Genomic DNA, 16,485 nt, shown 5'->3' with positions numbered 1-16,485 from the left:
GGCACGGCAGGGAGGGAAGTTCAGAAGGACCTAGTCTCTTCAGCATGTGCCCCTTCCTTCGTTTTGGCCGGTGTTCTCACTGGCCGAGACGGGATACGACGGACCACACGAAACAGGCAGGGTGAATTCTCGGGCGTGTCCCGACTTGTGAGCCGGATTTCCGGCCGTCTGCCTGATCTATCTTGATGGTGAGCCGTGGTGGTTGTGCGGTGGTTGTGTGGCAGTTGTCTCCCTCCTTGACTAGCCGACTGATCACCGCCAGATTCGGGATGTCATCCGATGAAGGGGGGGCGGTTGATCGAGTTCGGCGTTCTTGGACCGCTGGATGTGCGTCGCGACGGGGTGGCCGTGGCGGTGGAGCCGGCGAAGTGGCGTCGTCTGCTGGCATTGCTGCTGTGCAAGGTGGGAGAGCCGGTGGAGGTGCCGGCCTTGATCGAGGCGCTGTGGGACGGACAGCCGCCCGCCAGCGCGCGTAAGACCCTCCAGGGCTACGTGCATCGGCTGCGACATTCGATTGCCGCGCAGAAGCACATCGTGCACAGCACGGCCGGATACGCGATCATCGTCGGCGTGGACCAGATGGACGCGCTGCGTTTCGCGGATCTGGTGGACCAAGGACAAGGCGCCTATGACCGCGCGGACCTCGAATCGGCCGGCGCCTTGTTGCGGCAGGCGCTGAAACTCTGGCGGGGCACGCCGTACGCGGATGTCATTGATGTCACCCCCGTGGCGCAGGAGGTCCGGCGGCTGGAGGAGGCACGACTGCGCGCCCAGGAACTCAGCGTCGCCGTGGATTTGGAGCTGGGCCGGCACAATGCGCTGATCGGAGAACTGGGCCGGCTCGCCACAGCTCACCCGTATCGGGAGCGGCTGCGTTGCTTCTGGATGCTGGCGTTGTACCGCTCTGGTCGCCAAGCCGAGGCCCTGGAGGTCTTTCGCGACACACGTGCCCTGTTGGCCGAGGAACTCGGCATCGAGCCGGGGCCGGAGCTGCGCGCTCTCAACGAGCAGATCCTGTGCTCTTCCCCTGCCCTTGAACCGCCGCGGGCCGGAGAGCCGGTGGATGTGCGACCAGGCATACCCGTGCCGCGGCAGCTGCCACGTGATGTGCCGGGTTTCACCGGCCGGGCGAGTGTCCTTCAGGCACTGAACCGGCTTCTGCCCGTCGACGGGACGGCTCCAGCGGGCTCGGCCGCGATCCCCCTCCTGTCGGGCACCGCGGGGGTGGGCAAGACGGCGCTGGCGGTGCACTGGGCGCATCGGGTCGCCGCCCGATTCCCCGATGGGCAGTTATATGTAAATCTGCGCGGGTTCGACCCGAACGGGCCGGTGATGACGCCGGGCGAGGCGGTTCGCGGGTTCCTGCACGCTCTTGCCGTCCCGGCGGACGATATCCCGCCCGTCCTCGACGCGCAGGTGGCGTTGTACCGCAGCCTGCTCGCCGACCGGCGGGTGCTGGTGGTGCTGGACAACGCACGCGACGCCGAGCAGGTGCGGCCGCTGCTGCCCGGCTCGCCCGGCTGCGTGGCGGTGGTGACCAGTCGCGAGCAGTTGGCCGGTCTGGTCGCGGTCGAAGGCGCCCAGCCGCTCACCGTGGACCTGCTCACGGCCGCCGAATCCCGCCAACTGCTCGCCGCCCGCCTCGGGCCCGGCCGGGTGGCCGCCGAACCCGAAGCGACCGAGGAGATCGTCGCCGCGTGCGAGGGGCTGCCCCTGGCATTGGCGATCGTGGCCGCGCGTGCCGCCACCCGGCCCGCGTTCCCGCTCGCGACCGTGGCCGGCGAGCTGAGGGAGACGAGCGGCGGGCTGCACGGGCTGGCCGCCGACGATGCCACCACCGACCTGCGGACGGTGTTCTCCTGGAGCTACCACGCCCTGAGCGCCCAGGCGGCGAACCTGTTCCGGCTGCTGGGCCTGCATCCCGGCTCCGATCTCGCGGTGCCCGCCGCCGCCAGCCTGGCCGGCCTGCCACCGGCACAGACCCGGCGACTGCTGGCCGAGCTGACCCGCGCCCACCTGCTCACCGAACAGGCCCCAGGCCGGTACGGCATGCATGACCTGCTGCGCGCCTACGCCACCGAGCTGACCCGGCGGTGGGACGGCGACACCGAACGGCACGCGGCGCTGCTCCGGGTCTTCGACCACTACCTGCATACCGCTCATACCGCGGCGCTGCTGCTGGACCCGGCTCGCGATCCGCTTTCCCTGGTCCCGGCGCAGCCGGGGGTGACCATCCACCCCCTCACCGGCCTTGATGAGGCGCTGGCCTGGTCCGCCGCCGAGCACACGGTCCTCATCGGTGTCGTCCAGCACGCAGCCGAGGCCGGGTTCGACACCCACGCCTGGCAACTGGTGTGGACCCTCGTCCTCGGAGGCGGCCTGGCCGACTTCTTGACCCAGTGCGGGCGCCACGACGCGAACGCCCCAGGGCTCGGCGACGACACCCTGACCCACTACCGGCACGCCCTGTCGCAGTGGGAGAAACTGACCGAATCCTCTGGCAAGGGTCGAACTCATCTCAGCCTCGCCCTGGTTTTCGCCCGCCAAGCCGGCTACCACGACATGCTGCGCCACGCCGAGCAAGCACTTCACCTGTTCCGCGCAGCCGGCCACCAGATCGGACAAGCCTTCGCCCTGGTGGGGATCTGGTGGGCCCACAGCCAGCTCGGCGATCACCGCCAAGCCCTGCCTCACTGTCAGGAGGTTCTGGCCCTGCACCAGCGAAGCGGCGACCGCTACGGTCAGGCGGCCGCCTGGGACAGCCTTGGTCAGACCCTGCATCACCTCGGCCGGCACGCCCAGGCCGTCGCCGGCTACCAGGAGGCTCTCACGCTCTTCCAGCAGCTCGGCGAACCTTACGGACAGGCCTACACCCTCACCCGCCTCGGCGAGACCCAGCGCGCCGCGGGCGACCGTGACGCCGCCTACCGAGCCTGGCTACGCGCCCTTTCCATCCTCGCCGAGCTCGGCCATCCCGATGCCGATACCCTGCGGACCAAACTGCACGCCCTCGAACTCGCCCCAATTCACGACGTCATTCCGGCCAGGTAGACAGGATCGACGCCCAAGCTGGCCATCGGGACCGGATCGGCCATCTTCCAAGATGCCGAGTATGCGGGGGCGGCTCCCCGCCGGGCCGGGGAGCCGTCGCGCCGAGCATCACTCCGGCGGGCGTCCCCCGGGGTTCAGCCCCTGATCAGGGCCGTCTCGCGCGCCGCGGGGCAGTGCGTGCGTGCGGCGCGGGCTTCTTCGAGCGTGCGCACGGCGCCGAAGGCCAGCACGTCCGAAGAAGACAACCGGATCCGTGCTGTTGCAAGATCGGTGCGCGACAGCAGAGCCGAAACCCTCTGTGATCATCGGCGCGTGTCCGTCGTGCCTTCCGGGTTCGGCGCGGACGTTCCAGGTCGCCGAGGGGCACGGCGCAGACGAGGAAAGCGCGGGTGACACGTTCTCGGCGTGTCATCGGGTTCCTTTCGAGAGGAGAACCTGGATGGCCGACGAAGAGACCGAGCTGATCGCCGCGCTCGACGCGGCGGCCGGGGGCGACGACGCCGCCCTGTCCGTCGCGCTGCCCAAGCCCACGTCCGAACTCAACGGTCCGTTCCGGCTCATCGCACTCGACCTGGCCCCGTCGGCATGACCGCGTTCCGGATGCTGGACTCCTTCGTGCTGCGGCGCGCGGGGTTCGCCTTGAGCCTGATCGCCGGCCTCGGCTGCCCCCGCACCGCGGCCGCGCTGCGTGAGGCCCACAAGTGGGACGAATGCGCCGAGGCCGTCCGCTCCGAACTGCTGGGACAGGCGATCCCGGCCGAGGTGACCCGGTTCCGCGAGGCCGGTGACAAGGCGTCCCTGCGCGCCCTGTCCCGGCTGCGGAGCCGGCTCGGCCGTCGTACCCGCGCCGAGCTGCCGCCGGGCGACTGGTCCCCGGCCCTCGCGGCCGCGCACATGGCCTGGGACGCCGCGCTGGACGCCGCCGAGCGCGAGACCGCGCTCGGCGGGAAGCTCCTCGCCGAGGAGGAGCCCGAGGCGGCGGCCCGGCTGCTCGCCCTCACCGGACGCGGCGACGTCCGGGAGGCCATCTTCCTCCTCTCGCCCGACTTCCTCGAAAGCCTGCTGCGCAGGGACCTGCGCGGCGACGCGGACTCCGACGGCGCCCGCACGGCGCGGGACCGCGCGCTGGAGCGCCGCGTCTACGCCTTCCTCCAGCGGCTCGCCGCCAAGAACGAGACCACCAGCTTCTTCGGCCCCAGCTGCTTCGGCCGCGTGGACGCCGAGGCGGAGGCCGTCGGCCGCAGCCCCGAGACGCCCACCGGGGTCGTCCACCGGGAGGCGTTCTTCGCGTTCTGGGCGGCGGCGGCCTGGGGCAAGGCCGCCGCGGCCGTCCCGGCGATCCGCCGCCACCTGCCGCCGCGACGCCTGCCGGTCGTGGTGATCGAGGACACGCGGGCGACCATCCCCGGCCGCCCGCCCGTCGAGCTGGACGCCACCGCGGTCGCGCTGCTGCGCGCCGCCGACGGCACCCGCACCCCCGCCGAGCTCGCGGCCGGCCTCGGCATCTCCCCCGAGGAGGCCGCGCGCCGGATCGCCGTCCTGGAACGCGCGCTGCTGCTGCGCCGCGACCTCGAACCGAGCTCCACTACCGTCCATCCGCTGCGCGACGTCGTGTCCCGCCTGCCCGACGTGCCGGAGGCGCGGCGCTTCACGTCCGCCGCCGCCGACATGGCCGCGCTGCTGGAACGTTTCGCCGAGGAGACCGCCGTCCCGCAGCGGACCAAGCTCCTCGCCGCCGCCGAGGAGCTGTTCGAGTCCGTCACGGGGGTGCCCGCCCGGCGCAACCAGGGCCGCACCTACACCGACCGCTTCGTCCTGTTCGAGGACTGCCGCGCCGACGACGAGCCGCTGATCTGGCCCGCCGCCGTCGCCCGGCGCGTCGAGAACGTCCTGGACCCGGTGCTGCGGCTCGGCCTCACCGCGGGCCGGATCCAGCGCGACGGGTTGCGCGCCATCGCCGCCGAGGTGCTCGCCGCGAACGGCGGGTCGATGCCGTTCCTGGAGTTCGCCGACGCCCTCGCCGCCCGCCTCGGCCAGGGGGCGTTCGAGCCCGTCCTCGACGTCTGGGGCCGGTGGCGCGACACGCTGCTCGACCGCTTCCTCGCCGCCTCGGACGGGCGCATGGCCCACCTCGCGTCCTACGAGGTCGAGGACCTCGCCGACCCGCCCGAGGGCTCCTACTTCGTCAGCCCGGACGTCATGCTCCAGGGGGACGACGACGCGCCGCTCGTCCTCGGCGAGATCCACCCGTACGTCTTCGCCTGGGGGCTCCAGGGCGTCTTCGCGCCCGACCCGGCCCGGCTCGCCGCCGACATCGCGCCCGTCCTGGACGTGTGGGGCGGGATCGCGCACGCCGCGACCGTCCTGCACCGCCGCCGGCACAAGGGACTCGTCGGCGAGGCCTACCCCGGACGCTTCATCGAGGTCGCCGGGCGCGCGGGCGTCGGCCCCGAGCGTCGGCTCGCCGTCGGCGACCTGCGGGCGGTGCTGCGCGACGGCGAACCCGAGCTCGTCGGGCCGCACGGGCCGATCTCGCTGTACGTCGGCGAGGACGACCACCCTCACCTGCGCGTCTTCGCGCCCGTCCCGGTGGACTTCCCGCGGCTGCGCACCGGCGGGCACACGCCGCGGCTCGTGCTCGGCGACCTCGTCGTCCAGCGTGAGCGCTGGGACCTGCCCGCGGGGGCGCCGGCCGGGATCGTTGCCGCCGAGGGACGGCTGGAGCTGTTCCGCGCGGTCGTCGCCGAACGTGAGCGGCGCGGCTGGCCGAGGCACGTCTTCGCGCTCAGCCCCACCGAGACCAAGCCCGTGTACCTCGACCTCGACGTGCCGCAGGCCCAGGAGCAGCTGCGGCTGCTCGCGGCCGCCGGCCCGCTGGCGGTGTCCGAGATGCTCCCGGGGCCGGGCCGGCTCTGGCTCCACCGCTCGGGCGGCGCCCACACCAGCGAGTTCCGCGTGGCCCTCGTCGGCCACGTCCAGGCCACGCCATGACCACCGCCGCCGGTTCGCCACCCGACGAAGCCCCCACCGGACGATCTCCACCACGGCGACGCCTGTTCGGGGTCCCTCCATGGCGGAGGGCCATGGGCGGGCGACGGGCAATGGGGGCGCGCCGCGCGAGAAGACGAACACGCCCGGGACGAACACGCCACGCCGGAAGAAGACGGGCGCGCCTTGGCGGACGACCATGGACGAGTGGCGGGATCGGCGGGCGCCGGTAGCGTGTCCTGGTCCGTGCGCGGGCGGGGGTCACGCGTGATCATTTCTAAGGTGGGAAGAAAGATGACGGCGACCGCAGAGTCGGCGGAAACGTTGCCATATGACCCGATCTGCCCGCTCATGGGGGTGGAGGAGGAGTACTTCGTCGTCGATCCGGCGACGCGCGAGGTGGCGCCGCGCGGGGCGGAGGTCGTCCGGCGCGCGGCGGACCGGCTGCACGACCGGGTCGGCCTGGAGATCACCATGTACCAGGTCGAGGCCAAGACGCCGCCCTGCGCCCGGGTGCCCGAGCTGGAGCACGAGCTGCGGCGCATGCGCGCCGAGGTCGCCGAGGCGGCCCGCGCCGAGGGGCTCGCGCCGGTCGCGACGGGCACCCCCGTGCTGGGCGACTACGTGCCGCCGCTCATCCACGACGACCCGCGGTACGCGGTCGGCATCGCCAACTACCGCTCGTTGCACGACGAGCAGGCCATCTGCGCGGCGCACGTCCACGTCCACCTGCCCGACCGCGAGCGCGCCGTGCTGGTGAGCAACCACCTGCGGCCGTGGCTGCCCGTGCTCATCGCCCTGATGGCCAACTCGCCGTACTGGCGGGGCCGCGACACCGAGTACGCCTCCTACCGCACGTTGTGCTGGGGCAAGTGGCCGGTGGCCGGCCCGCCGCCGTACTTCTCCTCGCTCGCCGAGTACGAGGACCTCGCCGCCGCGCTCGGCGAGTCGGGCGCGCTGGTCGACCCCGGGACGATCTTCTGGGACGTACGGCCCTCGGCGCGCCTCCCCACGCTGGAGGTCCGGGTGACCGACGTCGCCGGCACGGTGGAGGAGTCCGCGCTGCTGGCGGCGATCGTGCGCGCGCTGGTCGTGGTCTCGCTGGAGCGGGTCGAGCGGGGCGACCCGGGCCCGCGCCTGTCGGGCGAGCGGCTGCGCGTCGCGTACTGGCGCGCGGCCCGCGACGGCCTGGCCGGGCATGGCATCGATCCGCTGACCGGCCGCCTGAGGCCCGCGGAGGACCTGGTCGACACGCTGCTGGCGCACATCAGGCCCTCGCTCGTCCGCACCGGCGACCTGTCCGTGGTGAGCCGGCGGCTGGAGCGGCTGCTGACCGGCGGCACCGGCGCGGCTCGCCAGCGCGCCGCCCACGCCATGCACGGGCGTCCGTCCGACGTGGTGGACCATCTGATCGCGCACTTCACCGGCCTGGCGCAGCCGGACGGGCCCGCCTGACGCGAACCCTCGTGCCGAGAACGACGAGGCCGGTCACCCGGGCACGCGCCCAGGTGACCGGCCTCGGTCGCCGTCAGGAGCCGATCGTCAGGAGCTGCTGGTCAGGAGCCGATCGTCGGGAGCCGATCGTCGCCGGGCCGGAGCTGTTCGCCCAGGAACCGGCACAGCGGCTCCACGTGCCGGACGGGGTCGAGCCACCGCGCCTGCAGGTCCTCCAGCAGGTGCCGCTCGGCGACCTGCTCGCCGCGCCGCCACACCCGGATCACCGGGTGCAGGAACGCGCTCTCCTCGGCGCGGTCCGGCGTCGGGTGCCGCTCGATGGCGAACACGTCGCCGTAGTCCTGGCGGCCCCACCGCAGCGTGACGGTGAACATGAGCTCTTCGTCGGCGAAGCGCTCGGCCGCGTAGTCCTCCGGCAGGTCCTCGTACCGCTGGAAGTTCCCGGACGCCTTCTCCAGTACGTACGCGTCGGAGAGGTACTCGAACTGCGTCCACAGCGCGGAGCTGTAGTTGGCCCGCTCCAGCATGGTGCCGGTCAGCGCGTCGGGGTTGGCGGGCACGACGTGCCGGGGGATCGGCGTCCCCTCGTAGCGCTCGGCGAACAGGGCGGCCAGCGTGCGCAGGTTGTAGCGGAAGCCGTCGATGAACGCCGAGGACGCCTTCTTGAAGTCGCGGGCCTGCATCAGCGTGCCGGCGAAGTACAGCCCGTCGACGTTGGCCGACTGGAAGTCGGGGCGGATCGCCGGGATGCGGCCGTTCGGCGCCCGCTCCGGCGTGCAGGACGCGTCGAAGATGTCCCCGTCCATGGTGAACCCGGTGCAGCGGATCACCGCGTCGTACTCCAGCAGCGCCTGCTCGCCCTGGGCCAGCGTGTAGGTGATGGCCGCCTTGTAGGCGTCGCCCTCGCGCCAGATGCGGTCGATCTGGCACTCGAGCACGCCGTGCAGGGTCTTGAACCAGTAGCTGTCCAGCAGCGACCCGTACTGGCCGCGCACGTGGCCGGGGTGCTTGCTGGTCCACGCGAGCTTCACCGGGCTCGGGCTGGCCATGTGGATGATCGCGGCGTGCGGCAGCAGGGCGTGGGCCGTCTCGAACGCCGAGTTGCCCTTGCCGATGATCAGCACCCGCTTGCCGGTGAACTCCTCACCCGAGGTGCTGACGTCCTCGTAGCCGGACGCCAGCTCGATGCCCGGAATGTCGGGGACGTGCGGGCCGCCCCAGCCGGTCGCCACGATGAGGCACTCGGCGCGGAACACCTCGTCCCCGGAGTGGACGACGAACCGCCCGTCCACCTTCTCGATGCGGTCGACGGCGGTGTCGTACCGCACGTTGAGCGCGTGCTCGCGCTGGAAGTCGGCCAGGTAGCGCAGCAGGTCGTCCGCGGCGGGGAAGTACTCGCGCGAGTAGTTGGGGAACAGCAGGTCGGGGGAGTCGTTGAGCAGGGAGTTCCAGTCCCAGCGCAACAGGATCTCCGGGTCCTTCTCGACCGTGTTCACCTTGTTGAGCGAGATCAGCCGGCGGTGGCGGGGGAAGCGGCGGAAGAAGCCCCCGGGGGCGTCCTCGCGCTCCAGGGTCAGGTAGTCGGCGCCCGCGCGGTCGAGGAAGTAACTGAGCTGCAGGCCGGCGGGACCGGCTCCGATGATGAGGTAGCGGTGCGTGTGCTCGCGTGGATCCGTCGCCGGGCTGGTCTCGGGCATGGGCGGTCCTCCTGCGGGGGGACGTGAACGCCGCGCTCGCGGCATGGGCAGGTCATCGCGACGCGCTTCGGCGGCGTTCGGCCTGCTGCGCGGCCCCCTGTCACCGCCATGGGCGCGAACACGATCGAATTCTAGGTCGGGGTGATTCCCCCCAGAGATGATCAGCCGCAGGATACCGGCCTGATAGGGGGTGCCCCTAGCAGGGACGACCGGCCGGGCTCACCCCTTCTGCGAATCCGCCGGCAGGGAGAGGTAGCCGTCTTTGGTGATGCGCTCGGCCCGCGCGGCGTAGCTCGCGGGGTCGTCGGGCGCGAACGTCGCGAGGCCGTCGACGTAGCGGTTGTACATGCAGAAGGCCGCCGCGATGAGGACGGTGTCGTGGATCTCCCGGTCGGTCGCGCCGGCCGCGCGGGCGGCGGCGACGTCGGCCTCGGTGACCCGCTTGCCGCTCTGCTGGACGTGGCCCGCGATGCCGAGCAGGGCGCGGAGCTTTTCGGACACCGGAGCGGCGCCGAGGGCATGGACCCGCTCGACCAGGTTCATGCCCTCGGGGAGCTGCGCCGCGGCGTAGGCAGCGTGCGAGGATTGACGCGCTCTCCGGCATGAATGCCGGAGATTCAGCCTGTGCCGCGCGTGCGGCACTTCTGCGGCTTCCTGCTTCACCGACCTGTGCCACCGAAGCGGTCTTACCGGGTCTCCACAGGCTTTCGAACCCGAGGGCTCCGTTCCCGCCCGTCCAGCGGTACCTGACGCGAGCAGGCTAACAGACGCCGATCCGCCTTGGCGGCGGATCGGCTTTCCCTGCCCCGCTACGCGGGAGAGTCCGCGTCACCCCCGGCCTGAAGACCGGAACACTGCGAATTCCCGGCTCGTCGGAACCGAGGGGGATATGGGGCATGACGCTCCTTAACCGGCCTTCGAGTGACGGGGACTCCGTCTCGTGGCCCCTGGTGCGAACGCATCTCTCCAACGAATGCTCATGTTCGTCAGTGAACGACCGCCTGTCAACGGCCGGGATATTTCGTGCGGGGTGTCCGAAATAGGGGTTAATCAGCTAGTCCGTTAGGTCCCATGGCGCGCTGGTAAGTCTGTCCTTACTCCCTTTTGTTCTGTGCGATCTTCTCGCGTAGCGTCGCGGTCGCGCCCTCGGAAAGATCCGCACCGTTCATGAGGAGGCCGTCATGTCCGCACAACCCGACATCACCACAGCCAAGGCCAGCTACGAGGCGATCATCAAGGGAGACCTCGACTACGTACGCGACAACCTGCTCGCGGACGACGTGGTCTTCCACGTGCCCGGCCAGGGCAAGCTGGCGGGAGACTACCGCGGCAAGGCCGAGGTGGTCGGCTATCTCGCGCGGTTGGTCGACGTCACGGGCAACACCATGCGCTACGAGCCGGACGCGTTCCTCACCGACGAGGACCGCGTCGCGGTGATGCTCCGCATCACGGGCGAACGTGGGGGGAAGACGCTCGACGAGCGCGGCGTGCACGTGTTCCGCCTCGTCGACGGGAAGATCGCCGAGCGCTGGAGCTTCCCGCAGGACTCCTACGTCATCGACGAATTCTTCGGCTGAGCCACGCCTGTCCGGCTGAGCCGCGCGCCCGCGCGGCCGGCGATGCCGTGCCGGGGCCGACGGTGTCCCCGCGCGACGGCGGGACGACCGCGCCGCCGGGCCCGTTTCCCGATGGCTCCATGAGGAGACCCGGCCTCGCGCGGAAAACGCGCGGGCCGGGTCTCCGATCAATACCGTGAGTTTTTGTCACGAGGCCTTCTCGGCCGTGGAACGCCGGGCGCCACCGGCTCCCGATCAGGACGCCAGAAGTTCCGCTGTGCCGTTCACCGCGATGTATCCGTCGCTCATTTGGGCCCGCGCCATATAAACGGCCGGGTCGTCGGGCGTGAACGTCGCGAGGCCGTCGACGTAGCGGTTGTACATGCAGAAGGCCGCCGCGATGAGGACGGTGTCGTGGACCTCGACGTCCGTCGCGCCCGCCGCCTTCGCCGCCTCCACCTGCTCGGAGGTCACCTGCCGCGCGTCCTCCTGGACCGTGCCGGCGATGTGCAGCAGCGCGCGCAGCCTCTCCGAGACGGGGGCGGTGTCCAGGTCCTCGCAGACCTGCTCCACCAGCGTCATCCCCTCGGGCGCGCGGACGGCCGCGAACGCCGCGTGGGTGTAGAAGCAGAACCGGCACTTGTTCCGCGCGGACACGTACGCCGCGATCAGCTCACGCTCGCCGCGGGTCATCGTGCTCTCGCCGCACAGCAGCACCTCGGATAAAAGGATCAGCGGGTGCGCCGTTTCCGGGCGGTACCGGAAAAGCGCGCGAATCCCGGGTTCGTTGCTGTCAAGGGGAATGTGCGGCTCCGAGGTCCTGCGTTCACCGAGCGGTACCGCCGGGAGGCGTTGCGGCCAATTCAGGTGAGCCTTCACGTTCTTGTTCTCGGGCGTCGCCGAGGCGGTCGCGTCCGGCCGCTCCGGGTATGTCACCGAGTTCGTCATGTCGAAACCCTTCTCTCTTCTCGCCGTGTCGGCGCATTTGCAACTCTGCGTCGCCGGGAAGCGGGAAAACGAGGTTCCGCGGGCTCATGAAGCTGCGGGGCGATACCCGCTAGATGCGACGTCAGAGCCTTGACAGTGGTTTCACCGCGGCCCTGACGGTGCTGCGCAAGCGAGAAGATGCCGACGGTGGCCGGCGCCGGAGACGATCGGGAGAGACATCGATCGGGGGCGTGCCGTGGCGAGAGACTCGAAGCTCGAAGTCGTCCGCGGCAACCCGTCTCCGGAGGAGCTCGCGGCGTTAATCGTAGCGCTTGTCGTGCGCGCCGGCCAGGAGGTCCCCGCAGATCCGCCGCCCGCGACCTCGGAGTGGACGGAGCGCACGCGCCCCGGGCGGCCGGGCCAGGAGGCCCGCGGCAGCGCCTGGCGTCTCAGCGGCTGGGCCCGTTAGCGGCCCCCGTATATTCCCCTGCCCGGTTCCGGGCATCGCTCCCGCACGTTATTACGGATCACCACATAGCACCCGCAATACGGGAGATGTATCTCTCCTAGAGCTTATATGACCATGAAATGGTCCAGCTGATGTGAGTAACCGTCATCGGCTGACGGTGAAACGTGAGGAGCATTATGCCTACCCTGTTCGGTTCGCTGCGCAGACTCTTGTTGACGCCGTCGCTGGCCGAGGTGACTTTCGGTGAGCGAGGCTTTCCCGTGACCCCGACGGATGCCACACGGCGGCTGGAGGCCATTCCGCAGTCGGTGATCTGTGGTTTCGAGTGGGGAATCGACGCGCGTGACCAGTGGGAGGTCGAGCGCCGCCTCAGCCTGGTGGACCCGGAGTACCGGGGGTTCGCCTACGAGGGCGCGACGATGGCCTTCACGGTCGTGGACGCGATGGGGGGCGGTCGCGGTCACCGCACCCGTGACCTTTTGATGGGCCCCGGGCAGCCGCATATTTTCCTCACCTATATCGGCATCGGTTTCGCCATGGCCCGCCTGCCGAGGCCGCTGTGGAAGAAGGTCATGCCCGACCTGACCGGCTCGGCGTACTACCCGACGATGAGCTGGCTCGCCGTCGACGGGTACGGGTTCGACCGCGCCTACTTCGAGACCAGGCGCTGGGTGGACGAGCAGCGGGTGCCGGCCGCGTACCCCTGGGAGGGCTCGCCGGACTACTTCCTGCGCGCGGTGGACCAGGGGATCGGCCGGGCGCTGTGGTTCATCCACGGCGGCCAGGCGGCCGACGTCGCCGCCCACGTGCGCGCGTTCGCCTCGCACCGGCAGGCCGACCTGTGGAGCGGCGTCGGGCTCGCCGCCACCTTCGCCGGCGGCGCCGAGGCCGAGGTCCTCGCCGTCCTGCGCGCCGAGGCGGGCGAGTACCGCCCCGAGCTGGCCCAGGGCGTCGTCTTCGCGGCCAAGGCCCGCGACTTCGCGGGATTTGTACCACCCCACACCGAACTGGCCACCTCGGTCCTCGCCGGGCTCACCGTCGGCGGCGCCGTGGCGCTCGCGGACGACGCGGCCGTGAGCGCCCCGTCCTCGGACGTCCCGGCATATGAATTGTGGCGGCGCGGCGTGCGCGCGCGTTTCGCGTCCACGGACGCCGCCGTCGCGGGCTGATTCCTCCCTTTCCCGAGAATCTTCCGGGACGGGGTCGTCCGGCCCGCGGTATCGCGCGGGCCGGAGATATTCATTCGCCGTACGGCCTGCTCAGGCATGCCCTGAAATGCGCGCGAACGGCCGAATGCGCACATTTGAAGTGGACCCGATATCAACCCGTGCGTCTACAGTTAACCAGACACCGCCCCCTGGAGAAGGGGAAACTCCAGCGGGAAGGAGAGGTAATTGGCCAGCCTTCTACGGTCATTGAGGCGTCGAATTCTCACGCCGAACGTCTCGGAGACGAAACTCTCGACGCGTGGTTTCCACGTGAAGGACTCGCAGTCTCAGGAGCTGCTGGAGACGGTCGGTGAGATGTTCCTCACCGGCTTCGCCTACGCCGCCGAAGCGCGTACCCCGGCCGACGCCGTGGAGCGCTTGGAGATGCTCCCGATGCGCTTCCGCGGGTTCGCCTACGAGGGCGCGGGCATGGGCTTCGCGATCCTCGACGCCATGCCGTTCTCCGGCGGGCGCAAGGTCGCCGACTTCCTGGCCGACCCGCAGGGCCAGAACCAGACCGACCTGATCTACGTCGGCGTCGGGTGGGCCATGGCCCGCCTGCCGAAGTTCCTGTGGTCGAAGATCCACGCGCCCGACCCGCTGCTGAAGTGGCTGGCGCTCGACGGATACGGCTTCCACCAGGCGTACTTCCACACCGACAAGTACGTGCGCGAGCAGTACCAGGATCCCGCGTTCCCGTGGCCCGCCGGCGGCCCTCGCGGTTACGCCAACCGCGTCATCGACCAGGGCATCGGACGGGCCATGTGGTTCGTCGGGGGCACCGACGTCGACGTGGTGGCCGACCTCATCGAGACCTTCCCCGAGCGCCGCCGCGGCGACTTGTTCGCCGGCTCCGGCCTCGCGGCGACCTACGCCTGCGGCGTCGAGGAGGGCGAGCTGCGCAGGTTCCGCGAGCGGGCCGGCCAGTACCGCCCCCAGCTCGCCCAGGGCTCGGCCTTCGCCGCCGAGGCCCGTTTCAGGCCGGGGCTCGTCGTGCCCTCCACGGAGCTCGCGACCAGCATTCTCTGCGGGGGCACGGCGGAGCAGGCGGCGATGGTCTGCTACGAGACCATTCCCGACCAGCCTGACCAGGGCGATGTGCCCGCCTACGAAGTGTGGCGCACGCGCATCGCCGATCAACTTGTAACCCTTGGAGGTGTTAGCCCGTGACTGCGACCCTTGGCTGGCTTCGCAGACAGCTACCGGGAATCGTCGCTCTCGTGCTGGTCACGAGCGCTTTCTTGATCGCCCGCCTGCCTAGCTACTCCGCCGCCGAAGCGGCGACCGTCGCGAGCAAGTTCGCGTTCAAGCCCCAGTCCATCGCGCTGCCAAGCGGATACACCCAGAAGTCGATCCGCCAGGTGAACAAGGACTACAAGCACATCGACGCGTGGATCTCCTCGGTCGGCGCGGCCATCGCGATGAACGACCTCGACGGCGACGGCCTGTCCAACGACCTGTGCCTCGTGGACACGCGCATCGACCAGGTCGTCATCACCCCGGCCCCGGGCGCGAAGTCGGACCGGTACGAGCCGTTCGTGCTGAAGAGCACGCTGCCGATGAACGACGTCATGGCGCCCATGGGCTGCGTCCCCGGTGACTACAACGAGGACGGCCGCATCGACCTGCTGGTCTACATGTGGGGCCGCACGCCGATCATCTACCTGGCCCAGCCGGGCGCGACCAAGCTCAACGCGGACGCCTACAAGTCCGTCGAGCTGGTGCCGGGCCCGAACTCGGCCGGCGGCAAGTACACCGGCCCGCAGTGGAACACCAACGCCGCCACCGTCGCGGACTTCGACGGCGACGGCCACGACGACATCTTCATCGGCAACTACTTCGCCGACGGCCCCGTCCTGGACCCGAAGGTCGCGGGCGGCGTGCACATGAACCACTCGATGTCGGCCGCGCACAACGGTGGTGGGGACTACTTCTTCCGCTGGACGGGCGTCATCGGGGGCACTCCCGCCTACCAGCGCCTGGACGACGTCCTGCCCGAGGACGAGGCCAAGGGCTGGGAGCTCGCCGCCGCCGCCACCGACCTGGACGGCGACCTGCTTCCCGAGCTGTACCTGGCCAACGACTTCGGCCCGGACCGCATGTACTACAACCGGTCCACCCCCGGCCAGATCAAGCTCTCCCTCGTCGAGGGCGTGCGCTCGCCGATCGTCCCCAAGTCCAAGTCCGTCGGTCACGACTCCTTCAAGGGCATGGGCGTCGACTTCGGCGACCTGAACCACGACGGCATCTACGACATGTTCGTCAGCAACATCACCACCTCGTGGGGCATCGAGGAGAGCAACTTCCAGTTCATGTCCACGGCCAAGAACCAGGAGGACCTGCGCGCCAAGCTGCGTGACGGCGTCGCCCCCTGGGAGGACAAGAGCGGTCCGTCCGGCACGGCGTGGTCCGGCTGGGGCTGGGACGTGAAGATCGACGACTTCAACAACGGTGGCGAGCTGCAGATCGCCCAGGCCACCGGCTTCGTGAAGGGTCAGACCGACCGCTGGCCGCAGCTCCAGGAGCTCGCCACGGCGAACGACGAAATGCTGCAGAACCCGTTCTGGTGGCCGAACGCGACCGCCGGTGACGACATCGGCGGCAACCAGACCCTGCACTTCTTCGTGAAGGGCCCCTCGGGCCGCTATGTCGACCTCGCCAAGGAGCTCGGCCTCGCCATCCCCGTGCCCACCCGCGGCATCGCCACCGGTGACGCCGACGGCGACGGCCTGCTGGACTTCGCGGTCGCCCGCCAGTGGGACGCTCCGGTCTTCTACCACAACCAGAGCCCGGACGCCGGTGCGTTCGTCGGCCTGCGCCTCACCCACGCCGCCCCGCCCGCCAAGACGGCGAAGGGCACCTTGGCGGCCCCCGGCTCGCCGGTCATCGGCGCCCAGGTCTGCGTGATGACCCCGGACGGCAAGAAGTTCATCGCCCGCGTCGACGGCAGCAGCGGCCACTCCGGCCGTCGCAGCACCGACGTCCACATCGGCCTCGGCCCGAACATCTCCGGCCCGCTGAAGGCGGAGATCCAGTGGCGTGACCGCGCGGGCGCGAAGCACAAGCAGGAACTCCAGCTGACCACCGGCTGGCACTCGCTCGAGCTCGGCCAGCAGGCCAAGGAGAAGTGATCG

General features: G+C 70.5%; 12 protein-coding genes. 9 read left to right on the top strand and 3 right to left on the bottom strand.

Annotated features, from left to right (window positions below; all coding sequences use genetic code 11):
* Window positions 1–294: 294 nt before the first annotated feature.
* From AB0H21_RS03190 to AB0H21_RS03175, 4 genes are all read left to right on the top strand, one after another.
* On the top strand, window positions 295–3,051 hold the full coding sequence (locus tag AB0H21_RS03190) for a BTAD domain-containing putative transcriptional regulator (RefSeq protein ID WP_358510818.1): 2,757 nt from the start codon (window positions 295–297) through the stop codon (window positions 3,049–3,051).
* Window positions 3,052–3,490: 439 nt separating this feature from the next.
* Window positions 3,491–3,640: a hypothetical protein gene (locus AB0H21_RS03185; protein ID WP_358510815.1), complete on the top strand. Its 150-nt coding sequence runs from the start codon at window positions 3,491–3,493 to the stop codon at window positions 3,638–3,640.
* Complete coding sequence (locus AB0H21_RS03180) at window positions 3,637–6,042, top strand: lantibiotic dehydratase (protein ID WP_358510812.1); 2,406 nt, start codon at window positions 3,637–3,639, stop codon at window positions 6,040–6,042. Before AB0H21_RS03185 ends, AB0H21_RS03180 begins: the two co-directional genes overlap by 4 nt.
* A 291-nt stretch (window positions 6,043–6,333) precedes the next feature.
* The gene (locus AB0H21_RS03175) at window positions 6,334–7,494 is read left to right on the top strand and encodes a glutamate--cysteine ligase (RefSeq protein WP_358510809.1); all 1,161 of its coding nucleotides are present in this window, start codon (window positions 6,334–6,336) and stop codon (window positions 7,492–7,494) included.
* A gap of 101 nt (window positions 7,495–7,595) precedes the next feature.
* Here the strand turns inward: AB0H21_RS03175 and AB0H21_RS03170 are convergent, their stop codons facing one another.
* Window positions 7,596–9,191, bottom strand: coding sequence for an NAD(P)-binding domain-containing protein (locus AB0H21_RS03170; protein ID WP_358510806.1), 1,596 nt, complete (start codon window positions 9,189–9,191; stop codon window positions 7,596–7,598).
* Window positions 9,192–9,410: 219 nt separating this feature from the next.
* Window positions 9,411–9,734 carry a hypothetical protein gene (locus tag AB0H21_RS03165; protein WP_358510803.1) on the bottom strand — a complete coding sequence of 108 codons (324 nt, stop codon included), beginning with the start codon at window positions 9,732–9,734 and terminating at the stop codon, window positions 9,411–9,413.
* Window positions 9,735–10,372: 638 nt separating this feature from the next.
* Here AB0H21_RS03165 and AB0H21_RS03160 point away from each other — a divergent pair.
* Window positions 10,373–10,768 (top strand): nuclear transport factor 2 family protein, encoded by a 396-nt coding sequence (locus tag AB0H21_RS03160; protein ID WP_358510800.1) that lies wholly within the window; start codon window positions 10,373–10,375, stop codon window positions 10,766–10,768.
* A gap of 234 nt (window positions 10,769–11,002) precedes the next feature.
* On the opposite strand, the gene AB0H21_RS03155 is transcribed toward AB0H21_RS03160, so the two are convergent.
* Window positions 11,003–11,695, bottom strand: a complete 693-nt coding sequence (locus tag AB0H21_RS03155; RefSeq protein WP_358510797.1) for a carboxymuconolactone decarboxylase family protein — start codon at window positions 11,693–11,695, stop codon at window positions 11,003–11,005.
* Between the two features lie 235 nt (window positions 11,696–11,930).
* Here AB0H21_RS03155 and AB0H21_RS03150 point away from each other — a divergent pair, with 235 nt between their 5' ends.
* The 4 genes from AB0H21_RS03150 to AB0H21_RS03135 all read left to right on the top strand — a co-directional run bounded on the left by AB0H21_RS03150 (window position 11,931) and on the right by AB0H21_RS03135 (window position 16,482).
* A complete protein-coding gene (locus tag AB0H21_RS03150) occupies window positions 11,931–12,143 on the top strand; it encodes an acyl-CoA carboxylase subunit epsilon (RefSeq protein WP_358510794.1) in 213 nt (70 codons plus the stop codon).
* Between the two features lie 176 nt (window positions 12,144–12,319).
* Window positions 12,320–13,312, top strand: a complete 993-nt coding sequence (locus AB0H21_RS03145; protein WP_358510791.1) for a DUF1702 family protein — start codon at window positions 12,320–12,322, stop codon at window positions 13,310–13,312.
* 225 nt (window positions 13,313–13,537) lie between these two features.
* Window positions 13,538–14,521, top strand: a complete 984-nt coding sequence (locus AB0H21_RS03140) for a DUF1702 family protein (protein ID WP_358510788.1) — start codon at window positions 13,538–13,540, stop codon at window positions 14,519–14,521.
* A complete protein-coding gene (locus AB0H21_RS03135) occupies window positions 14,518–16,482 on the top strand; it encodes a CRTAC1 family protein (protein ID WP_358510785.1) in 1,965 nt (654 codons plus the stop codon). The genes AB0H21_RS03140 and AB0H21_RS03135 overlap by 4 nt, the downstream gene beginning before the upstream one ends.
* Window positions 16,483–16,485 lie beyond the last annotated feature (3 nt).

Origin of the sequence: Sphaerisporangium sp. NPDC051011 (genome assembly GCF_040653595.1) — a bacterium.
In the GTDB taxonomy this organism is placed as follows: domain Bacteria; phylum Actinomycetota; class Actinomycetes; order Streptosporangiales; family Streptosporangiaceae; genus Sphaerisporangium.
Note: the sequence above shows the minus strand (reverse complement) of the source record. Positions and strands in the feature narration are given on the sequence as shown.

Excerpts from the sequence above, each read along its gene's own strand:
- AB0H21_RS03185 (WP_358510815.1), top strand. The coding sequence starts at position 3,491 with ATGGCCGACGAAGAGACCGAGCTGATCGCCGCGCTCGACGCGGCGGCC.
- AB0H21_RS03155 (WP_358510797.1), bottom strand. The coding sequence starts at position 11,695 with ATGACGAACTCGGTGACATACCCGGAGCGGCCGGACGCGACCGCCTCG.
- AB0H21_RS03170 (WP_358510806.1), bottom strand. The coding sequence starts at position 9,191 with ATGCCCGAGACCAGCCCGGCGACGGATCCACGCGAGCACACGCACCGC.
- AB0H21_RS03180 (WP_358510812.1), top strand. The coding sequence starts at position 3,637 with ATGACCGCGTTCCGGATGCTGGACTCCTTCGTGCTGCGGCGCGCGGGG.
- AB0H21_RS03165 (WP_358510803.1), bottom strand. The coding sequence starts at position 9,734 with ATGAACCTGGTCGAGCGGGTCCATGCCCTCGGCGCCGCTCCGGTGTCC.
- AB0H21_RS03145 (WP_358510791.1), top strand. The coding sequence starts at position 12,320 with ATGCCTACCCTGTTCGGTTCGCTGCGCAGACTCTTGTTGACGCCGTCG.
- AB0H21_RS03160 (WP_358510800.1), top strand. The coding sequence starts at position 10,373 with ATGTCCGCACAACCCGACATCACCACAGCCAAGGCCAGCTACGAGGCG.
- AB0H21_RS03175 (WP_358510809.1), top strand. The coding sequence starts at position 6,334 with ATGACGGCGACCGCAGAGTCGGCGGAAACGTTGCCATATGACCCGATC.